Below are 19166 nucleotides of genomic sequence, written 5' to 3'. Positions count from 1 at the left end.
GGCCTGCGGCACGGTTTCGGCAGCGGCCGGGGCCGGCGCGGGTCGCGGCGCCGGCGCCTGCTGCGCCGCGGCCATCGCCGGCCAGCTCGCCGCCATCATCATCGCCACTGCCGTCAACCGCATGCCAAGCCCCTCGTTCGTACCGTCGCGAGGGCGCTTAAACGGCAAATGTCGCACAAATGTGCCCGCGCTAATGATCCAGCGCGACCGTCACCGCCTCGATCCGGCGCAGCATCGCCATGAACTGCGTCACCTCCGCCGGATCGAAGGCGGCAAAGATGCGGCTTTCCAGATCGAGTGCCTTGGGCGCGATCGCCGCGTACAGGTCGCGGCCGGCGTCGGTCAGTTCGAGGAGGTGCGAGCGGCGGTCGTCGGGATTGGCGCGGCGGCCGAGCAGGCCGCGGTCGACCAGCGCGATCGCGGCGCGCGACACCGTCACCTTGTCCATCAGCGTGCGCGCGCCGATCGCCTGCTGGGTGATGCCGCCCGTCTCCGCGACCACCGCGACCAGCCGCCATTCGGGGATCGTCAGCCCGAACAGCGATTCGTAGGTCCGCGCGATCGAATCGCTGACCAGGTTCGACGTCACCGACAGTCGGTAGGGAATGAAATCGTCGAGGACGAGACGCGGGGCGGACATGCAAACTTCGTATCAGTTGACACCAGTTTGGCAATGACGCAGGACATTGGTAACGAATGATACCAACCGGAGTGCGCGCGATGGACCATATGGACGTCAATCCGATGGGGCTCGACGGGTTCGAGTTCTGCGAATTCACCTCGCCCGATCCCGACGCGCTCGCCGCGCAGTTCGAGGCGCTGGGCTTCGTCGCCGCGGCGACCCACCCGACCCGGGCGCTGACCCGCTACAAGCAGGGGCGCATCACCCTGCTGCTCAACCGCGAACCGACCGGTCACGCGGCGGATTTCCGCGCCGCGCATGGTCCCTCGGCGAGCGCGATGGCGTTCCGCGTGCAGGATGCGCAGGCCGCCTATGACGCCGCGATCGCGCGCGGGGCCAAGCCGGCACCGGCCGGCGCGGCGCTCGACGGCATTCCGGCGCTGGAGGGGATCGGCGGATCGCTGCTGTATCTGGTCGACCGCCACGGCGCCGCGGGCAGCATCTACGACGACTGGGATCAGGTGCCGGGCGCGGCGCAGGCGGAGGCGGAGAATAATGTCGGGCTCGACCTGCTCGACCACCTGACCCACAACGTCCGCCGGGGGCAGATGCGGACCTGGTCGGCCTTCTACGGCCAGATCTTCGGCTTCGAGGAGCAGAAGTATTTCGACATCAAGGGCAAGGCGACCGGCCTGTTCAGCCAGGCGATGATCGCGCCGGACCGCGCCATCCGCATCCCGCTGAACGAGAGCCAGGACGACAAGAGCCAGATCGAGGAATTCATCCGCGACTATAACGGCGAGGGCATCCAGCATCTCGCGCTGACCACCGACGACATCTATGCCACGGTGGAAAAGCTGCGCGCGCGCGGCGTCCGGCTGCAGGACACGATCGAGACCTATTACGAACTGGTCGACAAGCGCGTCCCCGGCCATGGCGAGGATCTGGAACGGCTGCGGGCCAACCGTATCCTGATCGACGGCAACGTCGGCGAAGAGGGGCTGCTGCTCCAGATCTTCACCGAGACGATGGTCGGCCCGATCTTCTTCGAGATCATCCAGCGCAAGGGCAACGAGGGCTTCGGCAACGGCAATTTTCAGGCGCTGTACGAGAGCATCGAGCTGGACCAGATCCGTCGCGGCGTCATCACGGTCGACGCATAGAATCCCTCTCCCATCGGGAGAGGGAGGGAGGCGCGAAGCGCCGGAAGGGTGAGGGCGACCAACGCCCGCGTTCCGCACGCACCCTCACCCCGCGCTCGCTTGGCGAGCTTGCCCCTCTCCCAAAGGGAGAGGGGGTAAGGAGAGGACACCATGTTGACCGCCTATATCCCCGGCTTCGGCAACCACGTCTCGACCGAGGCGGTCGCCGGGGCGTTGCCGGTCGGGCGCAACTCGCCGCAGCGGCCCGCCTTCGGCCTCTACGCCGAGCAGGTGTCCGGCACCGCCTTCACCGCGCCGCGGCACGAGAACCGGCGGTCGTGGCTGTACCGCATGCGGCCGACCGCGGAGCATCCGCCCTACGTCCGCTACGACGGCGCGGCGCGGTTCGCGCCGGGCACCGATCCCGCCCCGCTCGCCCCCAACCGGCTGCGCTGGGATCCCTGCCCCGACGCCGCGCCGGGGACGGACCTGATCGACGGCATGACGACGATGCTCGCCAACCGCGATCCCGCCGACCTCGAAGGGGTCGCGCTGCATGTCTATGCCGCCAGCGCCGACATGACGGACCGCGTCTTCACCAATGCGGACGGCGAACTGCTGTTCGTGCCGCAGGCGGGACGGTTGACGCTGTGGACCGAGCTGGGGCGGATCGACGTCGCGCCCGGCCAGATCGCGCTGGTGCCCCGCGGCATCCGCTTTCGCGCGACGCTGCCCGACGGCACCGCCAGGGGCTATGTCTGCGAGAATCACGGCAGCCTGTTCCGGCTGCCCGACCTCGGCCCGATCGGCGCCAACGGGCTTGCCAACCCGCGCGATTTCGAAACGCCCGTCGCCTGGTTCGAGGATCGCGACACGGCGACGCAGGTGATCCAGAAGTTCATGGGATCGCTGTGGACGACGACGCTCGACCACAGCCCGCTCGACGTGGTGGCGTGGCACGGCAATCTGGCGCCGTGGCGCTATGACCTCGCCCGCTTCAACACGATCAACACGGTCAGCTTCGACCATCCCGATCCGTCGATCTTTACGCTGCTGACCAGCCCCAGCGACGTGCCCGGCCGCGCCAACGCCGATTTCGTCATCTTCCCGCCGCGCTGGATGGTGGCGGAGGGGACGTTCCGTCCGCCCTGGTTCCACCGCAACGTCATGTCGGAGGCGATGGGCCTCATCACCGGCGCCTATGACGCCAAGGCGGAAGGCTTCGCGCCCGGCGGCGTGTCGCTCCACAATCTGATGGCGGGCCACGGCCCCGATCTCGCCAGCTGGCAGGGTGCGTCGGCCGCCGAGCTGACGCCGCACAAGATCGAGGGGACGATGGCGTTCATGCTGGAAAGCTGCTGGCCCTACGCCCCGACCACGCACGCGCTGACGCATGCGCAGCTCGATTACGACGCGGTATGGGCCGATTTCCCGAAGGCCGTTCTCCCCGCGGGGTCGGGCGCGTGATCCTGCACGGCTATTGGCGATCGGGCGCCGCCTATCGCGTCCGGATCGCGCTGGCGCTGAAGGGGATCGGCTATCGGCAGGTCAACCACGACCTGCGCACCGGCGGCCAGGCCGATCCCGCCTATGCCGCGCTCAACCCGCAGCGGCTGGTGCCGGCGCTGGACGTGGACGGGCTGGTGCTGACGCAGAGCGTCGCGATCCTCGAATGGCTCGACGAGCGTTATCCGGAGCCGCCGCTGATGCCCGCCGATGCCGATGGCCGCGCCATCGTCCGCAGCATGGTCGCGACGATCGTCACCGACGTCCATCCGCTCCACAACCTGCGCACGCTCGACGCATTGCGCCGCGATTTCGGCGGCAGCGAGGATCAGGTCGGCGCGTGGATGGCGCACTGGATGCAGGACGGGTTCGCCGCGATCGAGGCGCTGATCGCGCGCCATGGCGACGGCTTCGCCTATGGCGACCGCCCGACGCTGGCGGATTGCGTGACCGTGCCGGCGCTCTATTCGGCGATGCGGTTCGGCGTCGATATCGGGGCCTATCCGCGGCTGGTCGCCGCCGCGGCGCGCACGGCCGCGCTGGCACAGGCGGCGCATCCCGACCGGCAGCCGGACGCGCCGGCGCCGTGAGCGGCGAACGGCTGACCGCGACGCCCGCCGGCGTGGTGCTGGCGCCGCTGGCGGACATTCCCGACGGCACCGCGCGCAACTTCGTGCTTCAGATGCGCGCGGGCCGCTTCCACGGCTTCGTCGTCCGCGACGGCGCGCGCGTCACCGGCTTCGTCGATCGCTGCCCGCACATGGGGGTGCCGCTGGCGCAGCGGCTCGACGCATATCTGACCCCGGCGGGGGACCTGATCGCGTGCAGCTGGCACGGCGCGCTGTTCGCCCGCGACACCGGGCTGTGCGTCGGCGGTCCTTGCGTCGGCCAGCGGCTGGTCGCCTGGCCGGTCGTGGTGACCGACGGGATCGTCACGACCGCCTGACAAACGCCGACGCCGTGTTACACCCGGCGCGTCACGACGGGAGGCTTGGGATGCAGAACGGCACACGCTGGACGCTGGGGACGCTGTTCGGCAGCGCCGCGCTGACCGCGGCGGGTGGCATCGGCCTGTCGCTGTATGCCGACCGGATCGCGCGCGAGGCGGAACGGCTGGTGCCGCAGGACGGACGCCATGTCCGCGTCGACGGCGCGCGGCTGCATTATGTCGATCGTGGCAGCGGCCCGGCGATCGTGATGATCCACGGCCTCGGCGGCCAGTTGCGCAATTTCAGCTATGCGATGCTGGAGCCGCTGGCGCGCGACCATCGCGTCGTCCTGGTCGACCGGCCGGGGTCCGGCTATTCGACCGCGGACGACGACGGCGAACCGACGATCGCCGAACAGGGCACGATCCTCGGCCGGTTCATCGAGACGCTGGGGATCGAGCGACCGCTGCTGGTCGGCCATTCGCTCGGCGGCGCGGTGGCGCTGGCGCTGGCGCTCGACCGGCCGGAGCTGATCCGCGGGCTCGCGCTGATCGCCCCGCTCACCCAGCCGCAGCAGGACGTGCCCGACGCGTTCCGCGGGCTTGCGGCGATCCCCGCATCGATGCGGCAGCTGATGGCGCGGACGATCGGCGCACCGCTCGGCCACCTGACCGCCGAGCGCACCGTCCGGGCGGTGTTCGCGCCCGACGTGCCGCCCGCCGATTTCGCCACGCGCGGCGGCGGCGCCTTGAGCCAGCGGCCGGGGGCGATCGCGGCGGCGGCCGCCGACCTCGCCTCGGGCGGCCGCGACGTCGCGGCGCTCGCCGCGCGCTACGCCACGCTGACCATGCCGACCGCGATCCTGTTCGGCCGCGACGACCCGATCCTGTCCCCCGCGCTCCATGGCCACCGGACCGCCGCTGCGATCCCCGGGGCGCGGATCACGGTGATCCCCGGCGGTCACATGCTGCCGATCACCGCCGCGGAGGCGACGGTACGGTTCGTCGCCGCCGCCGCGCGCGCCGACTGAGTCGCGACCGCCACCGATTCGGCGGCGATCGCGTCGATCCGGTGGCGAAACGATCGGCTCCGTCCCCACCTATCCCCAGCCAACTTCCTGATCCAGATTGGTTCTGGTTCATTTTCGACGTACTTTACCCGGCGTTTACCCTTTCGGTCCATTCCCGTCGCAGATGTCCGGAACGTCGCGGCGCCCGCACGGCCCCGCGAAGCTCGGCTCGCCCACAGGCCCGAAGGACCCGCCGATGTTTTCCTGGTTCGAAAAAAGCGCTCCGATCCGCACCAAGTTCAAGGCCCTGCTGTTCGTTCACGGCTGCGTCGCGGCATGCGGTATCGCAACGACCTATCTGGCGGCCGTGTCGCCGGACCATCTGTGGCGCTATTGCGTCGCCGCCGAATGCGTCTTGTTCGCGCTCACCATCGTCACGGTGCTGGTGAGCGGCCGGCTGATCTGCGACCCCTACGTCAATACCGTCGTGCGCATGGAGGGCCTGGCCGCCGGCGACCTCGCCGCGCCGATCGCCTATACCGACTATCGCGATTGCGTCGGCCGGATGACCCGCGCGATGCAGGTGTTCAAGGAGAATGCCGAAAAGGTGCAACGGTCGGCGAACGACCAGCAGGTCATCGTCAGCTCGCTGGGCGAAGGGCTCACGCGGCTGGCGTCGAGCGACCTCAGCTATCGCATCGAACAGGCGTTTCCCGCGGAATACGAACGGCTTCGCGCCGATTACAACCGCGCGATGGATGCCGTCGCCGAGACGATGAGCGCGGTGACCGAGGCGACGAGCGGCATCAACAACGGGGCGACCGACATCCGCCAGGCCTCCGACGACCTGTCGCAGCGCACCGAGCAGCAGGCCGCGAGCCTGGAGGAAACCGCCGCCGCGATGGATGAGATCACCTCGACCGTCCGCAAGACCGCCGCCGGCGCGGTCCGCGCCAACAGCGTCGTCGAGGATGCGCGCGTCGAGGCCGAGCAATCGGGCGCCGTGGTGCGCCGCGCGGTCGAGGCGATGAGCGGCATCGAGCGCGCCTCCAACGAGATTTCCGAGATCATCAGCGTGATCGACGGCATCGCCTTCCAGACCAACCTGCTGGCGCTCAACGCGGGCGTCGAGGCGGCACGCGCCGGTGACGCCGGTCGCGGCTTCGCGGTGGTCGCTTCCGAAGTGCGTGCGCTCGCGCAGCGATCGGCGGAGGCGGCCAAGGACGTCAAGACGCGCATCACCGCCTCCTCCGAACAGGTCGATGCCGGGGTCGAGCTGGTCAGCGAGACGGGCAAGGCGCTCGACCGCATCATCGGCCGGATCGGCGAGATCAGCATGCTCGTCTCGCAGATCGCGACCGCCGCGGAACAGCAGGCGACCGGACTGCAACAGGTCAACACCGCGGTCAGCGAGATGGACGGCGTGACGCAGCAGAACGCCGCGATGGTCGAGGAAGCGACCGCCGCCGCGCGCAGCCTGTCGGCCGAGGCGGACGAGCTCGCCCGCCAGGTCGCGCGGTTCCGGATCGGCGCCAAGGATGCGCCCGCCCGGCCCGTCCCCGCGGTCCACCAGTTGCAGCAGCGCGTCGCCGAGGCATCGCAGCGGATCGTCCGTTCGGGTCGCCGCGGCGGCGGTGGTGGTGCGGCGGTCGCGGTCGCCGCCGACGACTGGTCCGAATTCTAGGGCCCCCGACCCGGGCCCGGCCGGCCACCCTGCGTTCCACCCTCCGGCGAAAGGCGTCACCCGCGATGATCCGTCCCGACCGAACCGACCGCCGCCCTTCGCGCCGCATGGCACCGGCGTCCCGGCCAAGGCGCTCCGCCAACCGCCTGAATTACAACCATAACGGGTGCAAACCCCAAAATCACCGAGCCGTTTCGGGGGCTCAACGAGACGTTAAGCGATTCCGGCAATCTTCGCCGCCATTGAACCGCCGGATCCTCCTCCGCCGGTCGCTGATGGAGATGTGCAAGATGTTGAACTGGTTCGAGAAGCGTGCCCCCATCCGGTCCAAGTTCCGCGCGCTCGGAACGGTTCAGGGCATTCTTGGCACGATCCCGGTGGCGATCACCGCGGCATCGACCAGCGGGCTGATGCACACCAGCGCGGGGTTCGACATCGGCCTGTCCGCCGTGACGGTCGCGGCGCTGGTCGGCACGACGATGTTCGCCGGCCGGGTGATCTGCAAGCCGTACGTCGAAACCGTCGTGCGCATGGAGGCGCTTGCCGCCGGCGACCTCGAGGGTCCGATCGCGCATACCGAGAATCTCGACTGCGTCGGTCGCATGACCAAGGCGATGGCGATCTTCCGCCGCAACATGGAAGAGGCGAACACCGCCGAGGCACAGCGCCAGATGGCGTCCGCGCTGGCCGAGGGGCTGGGCGAGCTCGCCCGCGGCAACCTGACCTTCCGGATCGCGGCGGCCTTCCCCGCCGATTTCGAGACGCTGCGCAGCGACTTCAATCGCGCGATGGACGCGATCATGGAGGCGGTGACCGCGGTCAACCGTGCCGCGGTCGGCATCAACGCCGGGTCCAGCGACATCCTGCAGGCATCCGACGACCTGTCGCAGCGCACCGAGCAGCAGGCCGCGAGCCTGGAGGAAACCGCCGCCGCGATGGACGAGATCACCTCGACCGTCCGCCAGACCGCCGCCGGCGCCAACCGCGCCAACGGCGTCGTCGCCGAGGCGCGCGGCGAGGCCGAACAGTCGGGCGAGGTCGTCGCCCGCGCGGTCGACGCGATGAGCGGCATCGAGCGCGCCTCCAACGAGATTTCCGAGATCATCAGCGTGATCGACGGCATCGCCTTCCAGACCAACCTGCTGGCGCTCAACGCGGGCGTCGAGGCGGCACGCGCCGGCGACGCCGGCCGCGGCTTCGCGGTGGTCGCCTCCGAAGTGCGCGCGCTCGCGCAGCGCTCCGCCGAGGCCGCCAAGGACGTCAAGACGCGGATCACCGCCTCGTCCGAACAGGTCGATGCCGGGGTCGAGCTGGTCAGCAAGACCGGCGCCGCGCTGCAACGGATCATCGGCCGCTTCGGCGAGATCAGCGGGCTGGTCGAACAGATCGCGCGCGCTGCCGAGCATCAGGCGACCGGGCTGCAACAGGTCAATACCGCGGTCGGCGAGATGGACGGCGTGACGCAGCAGAACGCCGCGATGGTCGAGGAAGCGACCGCCGCCGCGCGCACGCTGTCGGCCGAGGCGGACGAGCTCGCCCGCCAGGTCGCGCGGTTCCGGATCGAGGACGACGTCTGCGGTCCTGCGGCCGCCCCCGCCGCCCCGGGCCACGCGCCCGCCAACGCCGTCCGCCAGCTCCAGCAACGCGCCGCCACCGCCGGCCGCCGCATCGCCGCCGCCGGCGCACGTCGCGGCGGGGCGGCGGCCGCGGTCGCCACCGACGACTGGGCCGAATTCTAAGCCCCGCACCGCCGCACCGCCGCAACGAAAGTCGAATCCCGCATGTCCGTCCAACCACCCTCGTCCCACCTGCTCCCGGCGACGCTCGACACGACCGCCGCCGGTCCGCTGCGCGATGCGCTGCTGGCCCGGATCGGGCGGGGCGAGCCGCTGCACCTCGACGGCAGCGAGGTCGTGCGGATCGGCCAGGCCTGCCTCCAGGTGCTGGCGAGTGCGCGCGCCAGCGCGGTGGCGGCGGGCATCGGCTTTCGCTTCTACCGCCCCAGCGAGGCGCTGACCCGCATGATCCTGCTCGCCCGGCTCGACGCCGCGCTCGATCCCGTCGTCTGAAAGGCACCATGATGAACCTCGACGAGATCCAGCAGATCTTCTTCCAGGAATGCGACGAGGGGCTGGCCACGATGGAGGCGAGCTTCGCCGCGATCCGGCAGGGCGGCGACGATCCGGAGACGATCAACACGATCTTCCGCTCGGTGCATTCGATCAAGGGCGGCGCGGGCGCGTTCGGCCACGAACGGCTGCAGGCGTTCACGCACGAATACGAAACGCTGCTCGACCTGGTGCGCAACGGCACGCTGGCGCTGACGTCGGACCTGCTCGGCACGATCGTCGGGGCGTTCGACATGCTCGCCGACCATGTCGCGGCGGCGCGCGACGGTGGCGACGCCCCCGCCGACGGCGCGATGCTGGCCCGGCTGGTCGCCGCCTCGACGCCGGCGGCGGCTGCGGCACCGACGGCGATCGCGGCGACGCCGGCGGTGACCGGTGGCGACGGCTTCGACGATCTGTTCGCGCTCTGCGAGGAACCCGTCGCCGCGCCGGCGGGCGGCGGCGGCGACTGGCAGGTGCGCTTCGTGCCCGGCCCCGATGCGCTCGACAACGGCGGCGACCCGCTGCTGCTGGTGCGCGAACTGACCCTGCTCGACGGCGAGATCCTGGCCGCCGACACGTCGCGGCTGCCCGCGCTCGACGCGCTGCGGCCCGACCGGTCGTATCTCGGCTGGACCGCGGTGATCCCCGGCACCGTCGCCGAGGACGACATTCGCGCGATCTTCGAATTCATGGACGATTGTGCGCTGACGCTGACGCGGATCGGCGCACCCGGCGCCGCAGCGGACGACGAAGGCGGCGCGATCGTCGACCTGCTCGACGAACCCGCACCGGCGCCGCCGCCGATGGCCACGACGCCGGAACCGGTCGCCGTCGCCACGATCCTGCCGCCGGTCGCGACCGAGACGGCCACCCCGCGCGCCGCGGTGCCGCCGCCCGCGCAGACGATCCGTGTCGACCTCGACAAGCTCGACCGGCTGGTCAACCTCGTCGGCGAGCTGGTCATAACCCAGGCGATGCTGGCGCAGCGCCTGTCGGAGCATGCGCTCGGCGGCCTCAGCGAGCTGACCGACCTCGACCACCTGACGCGCGAATTGCAGGAATCGACGATGGCGATCCGCGCGCAGCCGATGAAGACGGTGTTCAGCCGCGTGCCGCGCATCATCCGCGAGCTGGAGCTGGAAACCGGCAAGCGCGTCCGCCTCGACATCGTCGGCGAGATGACGGAGGTCGACAAGACCGTCGTCGAGCGCATCGGCGAGCCGTTGACGCACCTGATCCGCAACGCGGTCGATCACGGCCTCGAAACCCCCGCCGACCGGCTCGCGGCGGGCAAGCCCGAAGAGGGCGTGGTGACGCTGTCCGCCGCGCATCATTCGGGACGCATCGTCATCACCGTCGCCGACGACGGCCGCGGCATCGACCGCAAGCGCGTGCGCGCCAAGGCGGTGGAGCGCGGCATCGTCGCCGCCGATGCGATCCTGAGCGACGAGGAGATCGACAATCTGATCTTCGCGCCCGGCTTCTCGACCGCGGCGACCGTGTCCAACATCTCCGGCCGCGGCGTCGGCATGGACGTCGTCCGCAAGAACGTGCAGGCGCTCGGCGGGCGGATCGGCATCAATTCCAACCTCGGTTCCGGCTCCAGCTTCGCGCTGTCGCTGCCCCTCACGCTGGCGGTGCTCGACGGTATGATCGTCACCGTCGGCGACCAGACCTTCGTCATCCCGCTCGGCCATATCGTCGAGAGCCTGCGCCCCGACCAGGACGGGGTGAAGGTGCTCGGCCCGACCGCCTCGCTGCTCGACGTGCGCGGCGCCTATGTCCCCGTCCACCGCGTCGCCGAACAGCTCGGCATCCACGGCGCGCAGGCCGATCCGTCGCAGGCGGTCCTGATCGTGGTCGAATCGGACACCGGCCAGGCGGTGCTGATGGTCGATTCGATCCAGGACCAGCGCCAAGTCGTCGTGAAGAGCCTGGAGGCGAATTACGAGGCGATCCCGGGACTTGCCGGCGCCACCATCCTGGGTGACGGCCGCGTCGCGCTGATCCTCGACGTCGATGCGCTGATCTCGCGCTGGCGGCGCGACCCGCGGCTGGCCGCGGCGCCGCTGGGCCTCGCCGCATGAGCGTCGCGCTGAAGGCGCCGGCGCGCGCACAGGAATTCCACTTCGACGCCAGCGATCACGAAGCGATCGGCGCCTTCGTCTATGCCGAGGCCGGCATCCTGATGCCGGCGGGCAAGATGCAGCTCGTCTATGGCCGGCTGGCGCCGCGCGTGCGGGCGTGCGGGCTGACCCGGTTCGCCGACTATATCGCGCTGATCGAGCGCGATCCCGCCGAGCGCACCCGTGCGATCGATGCGCTGACCACCAACCACACCAGCTTCTTTCGCGAATCGCACCATTTCGACCATTTCCTCGAAAACGCCTGGCCTGCGCTCGACCAGCGCCTCGCGGCCCGCGGCAAGGTCCGGATCTGGTCGGCGGCCTGTTCGAGCGGCGAGGAACCCTATTCGCTGCTGATGGCGATGTTCGGCAAGGATCGCGGCAACGGCCAGCGCCTGTCGCGCACCGACCTGCGCATCCTCGCGACCGACCTGTCCACCGACATCCTCGCCGCGGCGAAGGCGGGACGCTATTCACCGGAGACCGTGTCGGGCATCCCGCAATCGCTGCGCGCGACCTGGGTGCAGCGGACCGCCGAGGGCGCCGAGGTGCATCCGCTGGTCCGCGACCGCGTCGCCTTCCGCAAGCTCAACCTGCTCGAAGACTGGCCGATGCGCGGCACGTTCGATGCGATCTTCTGTCGCAACGTCATGATCTACTTTGACGATCCGACCAAGGAACGGTTGCAGGCACGGCTCGCCGACTGCCTCGCACCCGGCGGCTTCCTGTACATCGGCCATTCCGAGCGGCTGTCCGCCTCGGTCGCGCCGCGCTTCACCTGCGTCGGCCGCACCACGTTCCAGAAGGTATCGGCATGACCGCCTACAGCCCCGTGTCGGCGCCCGTGCGCGTGCTGGTGGTGGACGATTCGGCGACGATGCGCGCGATGGTGACGCACACGCTGTCGCGCGATCCCGGCATCGCGATCGTCGGCGCCGCCGACGGGCCGCATGCCGCGCGCGAGATGATAAAGGCGCTCAACCCCGACGTCGTCACGCTCGACGTCGAGATGCCGGGGATGAACGGGCTCGATTTCCTCGAGCGCATCATGCGCCTGCGCCCGATGCCGGTGGTGATGCTGTCGACGCTGACCGGACGCGGTGCGGAGGCGTCGATCCGCGCGCTCGAACTGGGCGCGTTCGACTGTTACGAAAAGCCCCGCCCGGGCCATGGCGGCGCGCTGGGCGACGACCTCGCCCGGCTGGTCAAGGCCGCCGCGAAGAGCCGCGTCCGCCCGCGCTTCGTCGCGCCGGCGCGCGCGACCGGCGACTTTGTGCCGCGCGCCGATGCGATGATCGCGATCGGATCGTCGACCGGCGGGGTCGAGACGCTGATCGAGCTGCTGTCCGGCTTCCCCGCCAACTGCCCGCCGACGGTGATCGTCCAGCACATGCCCGAAACCTACGTCCCGACCTTCGCGGCGCGGCTCGACCGACTGTCCGCGCCGCAGGTGTCGGTGGCGCGATCGGGTGCGCCGCTGGAGGTCGGCCACGTCTATGTCGCGCCCGGCGGATCGCATCATACCGAGATCACCGGCGGGACGCTGCGCCGCTGCCGGCTGGTCGCCGACGACAAGATGAGCGGCCACCGGCCCTCGGTCGACCGCCTGTTCCTGTCGGTGGCGCGCTGGGCGGGCGCGTCAGCGGTCGGCGCGATCCTGACCGGCATGGGCGCGGACGGTGCCCAGGGCCTCAAGACCATGAAGGATACCGGCGCGATGACGATCGGACAGGACGAGGACAGCTGCGTCGTCTACGGCATGCCCGCCGCGGCGCACCAGATCGGCGCGGTGACCGCGCAGCTGCCGCTGTCGCGGATCGCGGCGCGGCTGATGGCGGAGTGCCGGGCATGAGCGCGCTGCCCCGCGCCGCCGACGGGCTGACCCGCGTGACGATCATGCAGGGCGAGACGCGCGTATCGGACGATCCCGGCGTCATCCTGACGACGGTCCTCGGCAGCTGCATCTCCGCCTGCCTGTTCGATCCGGTCGCGAAGGTCGGCGGGCTAAACCACTTCCTGCTCGCCGAACCCGGCAGCGGCGAAACCGACGTCCGCTCGCTGCAACGCTACGGCGTCTATGCGATGGAAGTGCTCATCAACGCGATGATGGCGATGGGCGCGACGCGATCCAACCTGAAGGCGCGGATCTATGGCGGCGCCTCGCTGCGCGACGGTTTCCGCGACATCGGCGCGACCAACGCGCTGTTCGCGCGGCGTTTCCTGCGTGACGAGCGGATCGCACTGGTCGGCGAGGACGTCGGCGGCCATGGCGCGCGCCGGGTCGAGTTCCGCCCGACGCTGGGCCTCGCGCGCTGCCGCATCGCCAGCGACCGCCCGGTCGAGCCGCCGCGGATCGTCCGCCCCCCCGCGCCGGTCGTCGACGCCGGCGGCGACGTCGAATTCTTCTGATGAGCCCGTCTCTCCCCCCTCCCCGCAACGAAGGAACGCCCGTGCAGAGCACGATCATGACCGTGGACGATTCGCCCAGCATGCGCATGCTGCTGAAGGCCGCGCTGACCGACCTCGGCTACAAGGTGCTGGAAGCCGAGGACGGCGTCCATGCGCTCGAGCGGCTCGATGGCGCCGAGCCCGACCTGCTCATCACCGACATCAACATGCCGCGGCTCGACGGTTTCGGCCTGATCGAGCGCGTGCGCGAGCAGGACCGGCTGCGCAACCTGCCGATCCTGGTGCTGACCACCGAGAGTTCGGACGAGAAGAAGCAGCGCGCGCGCTCCGCCGGCGCGACCGGCTGGATCGTCAAGCCCTTCCACCCCGACAAGCTCGCCGCGGCCATCCGCCGCGTCCTTCACTGATCGCTTCCAGGAGTTTTCCCATGCCCCGTCAGCTCATCACCTTCCAGATCGGCGAACAGGTCCTCGGCGTCGACATCATGGCGATTCGCGAGATCCGCGCCTGGTCGCCCGCCACCCCGCTGCCCAACGTGCCGCCGCACGTCCGCGGCGTCGTCAACCTGCGCGGCGTCGTGCTGCCGGTGCTCGACCTCAGCCACCGGCTCGGCTGGGGGATGACCGATCCCTCCGCGCGCCATGTCATCATCGTCGTGCGGATCGGCGACCAGTTGCAGGGCCTGATCGTCGACGCGGTCAACGACATCGTCACCGTGCCCGACGACGGCATGCAGCCGCTGCCCGACATCGGCGAGACGCCGGCCGCGCACTTCCTCGAAGGACTGGCGACGATCGACGACCGGCTGGTGCTGGTGCTGGCGCTCGAACGGCTGGTCGATACCGGCGCCGCGCTCGCCGACGCGGCCTGACCCGGGACGTCCCGCCCCTACCATCCCCATCGTTTTACCAAGGAAGTCTGGCCATGGCCGCCCCCGTCAAGGTTCTCGTCGTCGATGATTCGCTCACCATGCGCGCGCTGCTGTCGGGGGCGCTGGAACGGATTCCGGGCGTCGTCGTGGTCGGGTCCGCCGACGGCGCCGACGAAGCCCGCGCGATGCGCGACCAGTTGCACCCCGACGTCATGACGCTGGACGTCGAGATGCCGGGGATGAGCGGCATCGACTATCTGGCGGAGCTGATGGAAAAGCGGCCGATGCCGGTCATCATGTTCTCGACCCGGACCGAGGCGGGGGCCGAGGCGTCGGTCGAGGCGCTGCGGCTGGGCGCGATCGACTGTTTCCCCAAGCCCAAGGTCGCGGTCGCCGCGGAATTCGACAAGATCCTCGCCAAGCTCGGCAAGCGGATCAAGGCCGCCAAGGGCGCGGCGGTGAAGGGCGCGGGCGCGGCGAAGGCGGTCGCGGCGGGACCGATCGACTGGAACGGCCGGATCCTGGGCATCGGCGGCGAGGCGGCGGCGACGCAGGCGCTGTTCGACCTGTTCGGCAGCTTCCCCGCCAATTGCCCGCCGACGATCGTCGTCCAGCATCTGGGCGCCGGGCTCGCCGGGACGATGATCGACAAGCTGGCGGCCGAGATCGCGCCGCGGATCGTGCTCGCTGCCGACGGCATGGCGATCGAACAGGGGACGATCTATCTCGCGCCGCCGGGCGAGCATCACGTCGTCGTCGACGGCTGGCCGAACGGCACGCTGCGCCTGTTGCCGCGCGATCCGGTCGCGGGCGAACGGCCGTCGATCTCGATCCTGTTCGCCTCGATCGCCAGGGCGGCGGGGGCGGAGGCGGTCGGCCTGCTGCTGGGGGCCGACGGCGAGGACGGCGACGCCGGCGTGCGCGCGTTGCAGGCGGGCGGCAGCTATTGCATCGTGCCCGCCGAGAACCGCGCCGACGGGTTCGTCCTGTCGCGCCGCATCGCGACGCAGCCGGTGCCCGCCGACCAGCTGTCGCGCAGCCTGCTGAAACTGTGCAGCCGGTGATGCCCGCACCCGGCCAGACGACCGCCGGCGTCGAGCCGGCGCTGGCGCATGCGCTGGCGGACGAACTGGTGGCGATCACCGGATGGCTCGCCGACCTCGCCTTCGACCTGGCGGCGCGGCCGGAGACGCTGCGCCATCACATGCACAGTCTGCAGGACATCGACCGCATCACCCAGGCGCAGATCGCCATCGCCGACCTGCTCCGGTCGCCGGCGCCGACCGATCGGCGACTGGAGGTCGTGACACTCGAAGCACTTAGCGCTAGCATCCGGTCGGCGCTCGGGCGCTACCGCCGCGAGGGGTGGCCGACCGAGCCGGAGATCGATGAGGCGGCTTGATTTCGGATCGTGTCCGATTATGCCGTATGGCGGTAACGGGAGCAACGATCACAATGGATGCCGGACTACGCGACCAGGCCACTGCCATCGGCAGGGAAACCGGTAGCAGCAGCTTCGTCGACGCGACTGTCTCGCCGATCCTCGAAGGGGATCAGGCGATCGATACCGAACTTGCGGGACTGGCGCGGAGCATCGCCGCCGCCCGCCGAAAACTCGGTACCCATCTCGAGGCGTCGCTGTTCGCGAACCCCGGCATGGACATCATGCTGTTCCTGTTCGCGGAGGGGCTGAACGGCGCGACCGTCACCACCAACGCCTGCTGCGCCGCCGCTGGCGTGCCGCGCACCACCGCGCTGCGCTGGATCAAGCTCTTGCAGGATCGCGGGCTGGTGCTCGGCAGCGACGACGTGACCGATCGGCGCGTGACCATGCTCGCGCTCAGCGGGCCGGGTCGCGACACGATCCGCAACTGGCTGACCGAGATCAGGGCGCTGCCGTTGCAGCCCGCGGATCATCGGGATCGGTGAAGACGTGGCCGAGCGCGTCGAGCGCATGGCTGACGTAGATCGCGGCGGCCTGCTGATGATTCGCGTCGAGCATGTCCAGTGCCTCGCCCAGCAAGGTGCAGATACGTTGATACGTTTCGCTCGTCACGCCCGTCTATCTCCGTCCAGCACTTGGCGGTGCATGTATCCGTTTCGGATGGTTTCTAATCCGTTAATCTTTGTCGATCAATATTACTAATCGGCATCTGTGACGATCCCGCCGCGGCCGGGCCGGCGTCGCCGGTCGTCGGGCGGAAAGGTGCATCATGATCCCGTTGCTGTTCGCGCTGGCCATGGCCGCACCGGCCCCCGCGCTGTCGCCGGCGGAGGCGCGGATGGCGGCCGTCGTCGATGCCGAATACGAACGCTCCGTCGCGCTGCTCCAGCGGCTGGTCGACCAGAACAGCGGCACGATGAACCGCGCCGGAGTGACGAGGGTCGGGGCGATGATCGCCGAACCGCTGCGCGCGCTGGGCTTCACCGTCACCTGGAAGCCGCTGCCGCAGACGGGGCGTGCGGGCCACGTCATCGCCGTCCATGCGGGCAAGGCCGGCAACCGGCGCCTGCTGCTGATCGGCCATCTCGACACCGTCTTCGAAGCCGATTCGCCGTTCCAGCGCTTCGTCCGCAAGGGCGATGAGGCGAGCGGTCCCGGCGCGGGCGACGACAAGGGCGGCATGGTCGTCATGATCGCCGCGTTGCGCGCGATGCAGGCCGCGGGCACGCTGCGCGACGCCACCATCGAGATCGTCCTGACCGGTGACGAGGAGGATGCGGGCGACCCGGTCGCGGTCGCGCGCGCCGACCTGATCGCCGCCGGCCAGCGCGCCGACGTCGCGCTCGATTTCGAGGGGCTGGCGGTCGAGGACGGGCGCGACATGGGATCGATCGCGCGCCGCTCGGTCAACGACTGGTCGCTGTCGGTCACCGGCAGGAGCGGGCATAGTTCGCGCATCTTCAGCGACGCGTTCGGCGACGGCGCGGCAAACGAGGTCGCGCGCATCCTCGCCGCATTCCGCACGCAGCTGCCCGAACCGAACCTCACCTTCAACATCGGCCTGCTCGCAGCGGGGGCGACCGCCGGGATCGATCCCGGCGGATCGAAGGCGACGGCACAGGGCAAGAGCAACATCATCCCGGCGCAGGCGGTGGCGAGCGGCGACTTCCGCACGCTGAGCGAGGAGCAGAGCCGGCGCGTGCGCGACCGGATGACCGCGATCGTCGCCGCGCATGCGCCCGGCACGACCGCGACGATCACCTTCAAGAGCGGCTATCCGGCGATGGCGCCCACGGCGGGCAACGCGGCGCTGCTCGCGCGGCTGAACACGGTCAACCGCGATCTGGGCCTGGCCGAGATGCCCGCGCTCGATCCGCTGAAGCGCGGCGCGGGCGACATTTCATGGGTCGCGGCCGATGTCCCCGGCCTCGTCGGGCTCGGCACCGCCAGCCGCGGCGACCATACGCCGGACGAGGTCGTCGCGTTGACGTCGATCCGTCGCCAGGCGAAGCGCGCCGCGATCCTGATGTCGCGCCTCGCCGCCGAGCCGAGCTGACCGGCGACGCGTCAGCCCGCGGTGACGATCGGGTGGGTGACGCGCAGGTCGTCGGCGATCCGCTCGACCATGTCGTTCTCGCCTGCCGATCCGGTCGGCGTCACCGCCCAGTTGCAATGCGGGTGCGTCGCCACGGCGTAGAGCCTGACCTCGCCGAGCACGAGCCGCCAGCGGCGGCGGTTACCCCCCGCCTTGCGCACCAGCGTCGACAGGAACAGATCGTGGAGCGCCGCGCTGGTCATCGTGCCGCCCTAGCCGCTTCGTCGTGGAACGCAACGACGGCACGCCGCGGTCACGCCCAGCCACGACTGCGCGTCCAGGCGTGGAACAGCTCGGGCCATGCCGCCGCCGGCTTGCCCGCCGCGCCGCGCAGCCCGAAGCCATGGCCGCCCGCCGCGAACAGATGCGTCTCGACGGCCACGCCCGCCGTCTTCAGCGCGGCGCGGAACGCCAGCGTGTTGCCGACGTCGACCGCCGGATCGTCTTCGGCATGGACCAGGAAGCACGGCGGGGTTCGCGCATCGACATGGCCCGCGGTGCCGTGTGCCGCCTCCAGCGCGGGCGATGCGTCTTTCCCGATCAGCAGCGCGCGCGACCCGGCATGCGCGAGCGGCGGCGTCATCGACTGCACCGCGTAGATCGGCGCGGCGAGGTCGGGACGCGCGTCCAGCCGGTCGGCGGCATCGACCGGCGCATAGGTCGGCACCGCGAAGCGCGTCGCGAGGTCGCCGCAGACGTGGCCGCCTGCCGAAAAGCCCATCGCCGCCACCCGGTCCGGCCGGATGCCGTAATGGCCGGCACGCGCGCGGATCAGCCGCATCGCGCGCTGCGCATCGGACAGCGCGACATCCGGTCCCGCCGCCCATCCGTCGCCGGGCAGGCGGTAGAAGAGCACGAACACCGTCCAGCCGCGCGCCGCGAGCCAGCGGCCGATCTCATAGCCTTCCTTGTCGATGACGACGCGCGCATAACCGCCCCCCGGCGCGACCAGCAGCGCCGATCCGTTGGCGACCGTCGGGCGGAACACCACCAGCCGCGGCCGCACGATCCCGCGCACCGCCCGGTCGGGGACCAGCGGGTCGGTGCTGCGCTCGTCGATCGTCTCGGCCGGCGGGGTCGCCGGCATGCCCGGCGCCTCCGCCGGCCACAGCGGGATCGTTTCGACCGGGTCGGGCAGCCGGACGGCGGCGCCGGCGCCGGAGGAGAGTCCGGCCGCCACCGTCCCGAACACGGCCGTGCGACGATCGATCATCCCCG

22 protein-coding genes are annotated in these 19166 nt (G+C 70.5%); 18 read left to right on the top strand and 4 right to left on the bottom strand.

The genetic code is table 11. The features are described from left to right. Nucleotides 1–190: 190 nt before the first annotated feature. A complete protein-coding gene (locus LPN01_RS09530) occupies nucleotides 191–640 on the bottom strand; it encodes a MarR family winged helix-turn-helix transcriptional regulator (protein WP_262828146.1) in 450 nt (149 codons plus the stop codon). An 80-nt stretch (nucleotides 641–720) separates the two neighbouring features. Between LPN01_RS09530 and hppD the strand changes: the two genes are divergently transcribed. The 17 genes from hppD (at nucleotide 721) to LPN01_RS09445 (ending at nucleotide 16338) form a co-directional block, all read left to right on the top strand. After that, on the top strand, nucleotides 721–1785 hold the full coding sequence (gene hppD, locus LPN01_RS09525) for a 4-hydroxyphenylpyruvate dioxygenase (RefSeq protein WP_410482823.1): 1065 nt from the start codon (nucleotides 721–723) through the stop codon (nucleotides 1783–1785). A gap of 150 nt (nucleotides 1786–1935) precedes the next feature. Next, complete coding sequence (gene hmgA / locus LPN01_RS09520) at nucleotides 1936–3231, top strand: homogentisate 1,2-dioxygenase (RefSeq protein WP_262828144.1); 1296 nt, start codon at nucleotides 1936–1938, stop codon at nucleotides 3229–3231. Beyond that, nucleotides 3228–3860, top strand: coding sequence for a maleylacetoacetate isomerase (gene maiA / locus LPN01_RS09515; protein ID WP_262828143.1), 633 nt, complete (start codon nucleotides 3228–3230; stop codon nucleotides 3858–3860). The genes hmgA and maiA overlap by 4 nt, the downstream gene beginning before the upstream one ends. After that, nucleotides 3857–4216, top strand: a complete 360-nt coding sequence (locus tag LPN01_RS09510; protein ID WP_262828142.1) for a Rieske (2Fe-2S) protein — start codon at nucleotides 3857–3859, stop codon at nucleotides 4214–4216. Before maiA ends, LPN01_RS09510 begins: the two co-directional genes overlap by 4 nt. A gap of 50 nt (nucleotides 4217–4266) precedes the next feature. Beyond that, the gene (locus LPN01_RS09505) at nucleotides 4267–5229 is read left to right on the top strand and encodes an alpha/beta fold hydrolase (protein WP_262828141.1); all 963 of its coding nucleotides are present in this window, start codon (nucleotides 4267–4269) and stop codon (nucleotides 5227–5229) included. Between the two features lie 235 nt (nucleotides 5230–5464). Next, entirely contained in the window at nucleotides 5465–6892 is a 1428-nt protein-coding gene (locus LPN01_RS09500; protein WP_262828140.1) for a methyl-accepting chemotaxis protein, read from the top strand. Between the two features lie 281 nt (nucleotides 6893–7173). Beyond that, nucleotides 7174–8631 carry a methyl-accepting chemotaxis protein gene (locus LPN01_RS09495; protein ID WP_262828139.1) on the top strand — a complete coding sequence of 486 codons (1458 nt, stop codon included), beginning with the start codon at nucleotides 7174–7176 and terminating at the stop codon, nucleotides 8629–8631. Nucleotides 8632–8673: 42 nt separating this feature from the next. Then, entirely contained in the window at nucleotides 8674–8961 is a 288-nt protein-coding gene (locus tag LPN01_RS09490; RefSeq protein WP_262828138.1) for an STAS domain-containing protein, read from the top strand. An 11-nt stretch (nucleotides 8962–8972) separates the two neighbouring features. Further along, nucleotides 8973–11090, top strand: coding sequence for a chemotaxis protein CheA (locus LPN01_RS09485; protein ID WP_262828156.1), 2118 nt, complete (start codon nucleotides 8973–8975; stop codon nucleotides 11088–11090). Then, nucleotides 11087–11947, top strand: a complete 861-nt coding sequence (locus tag LPN01_RS09480; protein ID WP_262828137.1) for a CheR family methyltransferase — start codon at nucleotides 11087–11089, stop codon at nucleotides 11945–11947. The genes LPN01_RS09485 and LPN01_RS09480 overlap by 4 nt, the downstream gene beginning before the upstream one ends. Continuing rightward, complete coding sequence (locus tag LPN01_RS09475) at nucleotides 11944–12981, top strand: chemotaxis response regulator protein-glutamate methylesterase (RefSeq protein ID WP_316747318.1); 1038 nt, start codon at nucleotides 11944–11946, stop codon at nucleotides 12979–12981. The genes LPN01_RS09480 and LPN01_RS09475 overlap by 4 nt, the downstream gene beginning before the upstream one ends. Continuing rightward, on the top strand, nucleotides 12978–13538 hold the full coding sequence (locus LPN01_RS09470; protein ID WP_262828136.1) for a chemotaxis protein CheD: 561 nt from the start codon (nucleotides 12978–12980) through the stop codon (nucleotides 13536–13538). The genes LPN01_RS09475 and LPN01_RS09470 overlap by 4 nt, the downstream gene beginning before the upstream one ends. Nucleotides 13539–13579: 41 nt before the next feature. Continuing rightward, complete coding sequence (locus LPN01_RS09465; protein WP_262828134.1) at nucleotides 13580–13945, top strand: response regulator; 366 nt, start codon at nucleotides 13580–13582, stop codon at nucleotides 13943–13945. Nucleotides 13946–13965: 20 nt separating this feature from the next. Next, nucleotides 13966–14409 (top strand): chemotaxis protein CheW, encoded by a 444-nt coding sequence (locus tag LPN01_RS09460; protein ID WP_262828133.1) that lies wholly within the window; start codon nucleotides 13966–13968, stop codon nucleotides 14407–14409. 53 nt (nucleotides 14410–14462) lie between these two features. Further along, entirely contained in the window at nucleotides 14463–15473 is a 1011-nt protein-coding gene (locus LPN01_RS09455; RefSeq protein ID WP_262828132.1) for a chemotaxis protein CheB, read from the top strand. Then, complete coding sequence (locus LPN01_RS09450) at nucleotides 15473–15811, top strand: hypothetical protein (protein WP_262828131.1); 339 nt, start codon at nucleotides 15473–15475, stop codon at nucleotides 15809–15811. The genes LPN01_RS09455 and LPN01_RS09450 overlap by 1 nt, the downstream gene beginning before the upstream one ends. Before the next feature lie 53 nt (nucleotides 15812–15864). Beyond that, nucleotides 15865–16338, top strand: a complete 474-nt coding sequence (locus LPN01_RS09445) for a hypothetical protein (protein ID WP_262828130.1) — start codon at nucleotides 15865–15867, stop codon at nucleotides 16336–16338. Here the strand turns inward: LPN01_RS09445 and LPN01_RS09440 are convergent. Further along, on the bottom strand, nucleotides 16295–16465 hold the full coding sequence (locus LPN01_RS09440; RefSeq protein WP_262828129.1) for a hypothetical protein: 171 nt from the start codon (nucleotides 16463–16465) through the stop codon (nucleotides 16295–16297). The genes LPN01_RS09445 and LPN01_RS09440 overlap by 44 nt on opposite strands. A 157-nt stretch (nucleotides 16466–16622) precedes the next feature. Between LPN01_RS09440 and LPN01_RS09435 the strand changes: the two genes are divergently transcribed. Beyond that, on the top strand, nucleotides 16623–17909 hold the full coding sequence (locus LPN01_RS09435; RefSeq protein ID WP_262828128.1) for a M20/M25/M40 family metallo-hydrolase: 1287 nt from the start codon (nucleotides 16623–16625) through the stop codon (nucleotides 17907–17909). A gap of 11 nt (nucleotides 17910–17920) precedes the next feature. Here LPN01_RS09435 and LPN01_RS09430 read toward each other — a convergent pair whose 3' ends face one another. Both LPN01_RS09430 and LPN01_RS09425 read right to left on the bottom strand, forming a co-directional pair. After that, nucleotides 17921–18151 (bottom strand): hypothetical protein, encoded by a 231-nt coding sequence (locus tag LPN01_RS09430; protein ID WP_262828127.1) that lies wholly within the window; start codon nucleotides 18149–18151, stop codon nucleotides 17921–17923. Nucleotides 18152–18201: 50 nt separating this feature from the next. After that, nucleotides 18202–19161 carry an alpha/beta hydrolase gene (locus LPN01_RS09425; RefSeq protein WP_262828126.1) on the bottom strand — a complete coding sequence of 320 codons (960 nt, stop codon included), beginning with the start codon at nucleotides 19159–19161 and terminating at the stop codon, nucleotides 18202–18204. Between the last annotated feature and the right edge of the window lie 5 nt (nucleotides 19162–19166).

Source organism: Sphingomonas sp. A2-49, from assembly GCF_025548555.1.
Taxonomy (GTDB): Bacteria; Pseudomonadota; Alphaproteobacteria; order Sphingomonadales; family Sphingomonadaceae; genus Sphingomonas.
The sequence above is the reverse complement of the archived record's forward strand: the minus strand, read 5'-3'. Positions and strand labels throughout refer to the sequence as shown.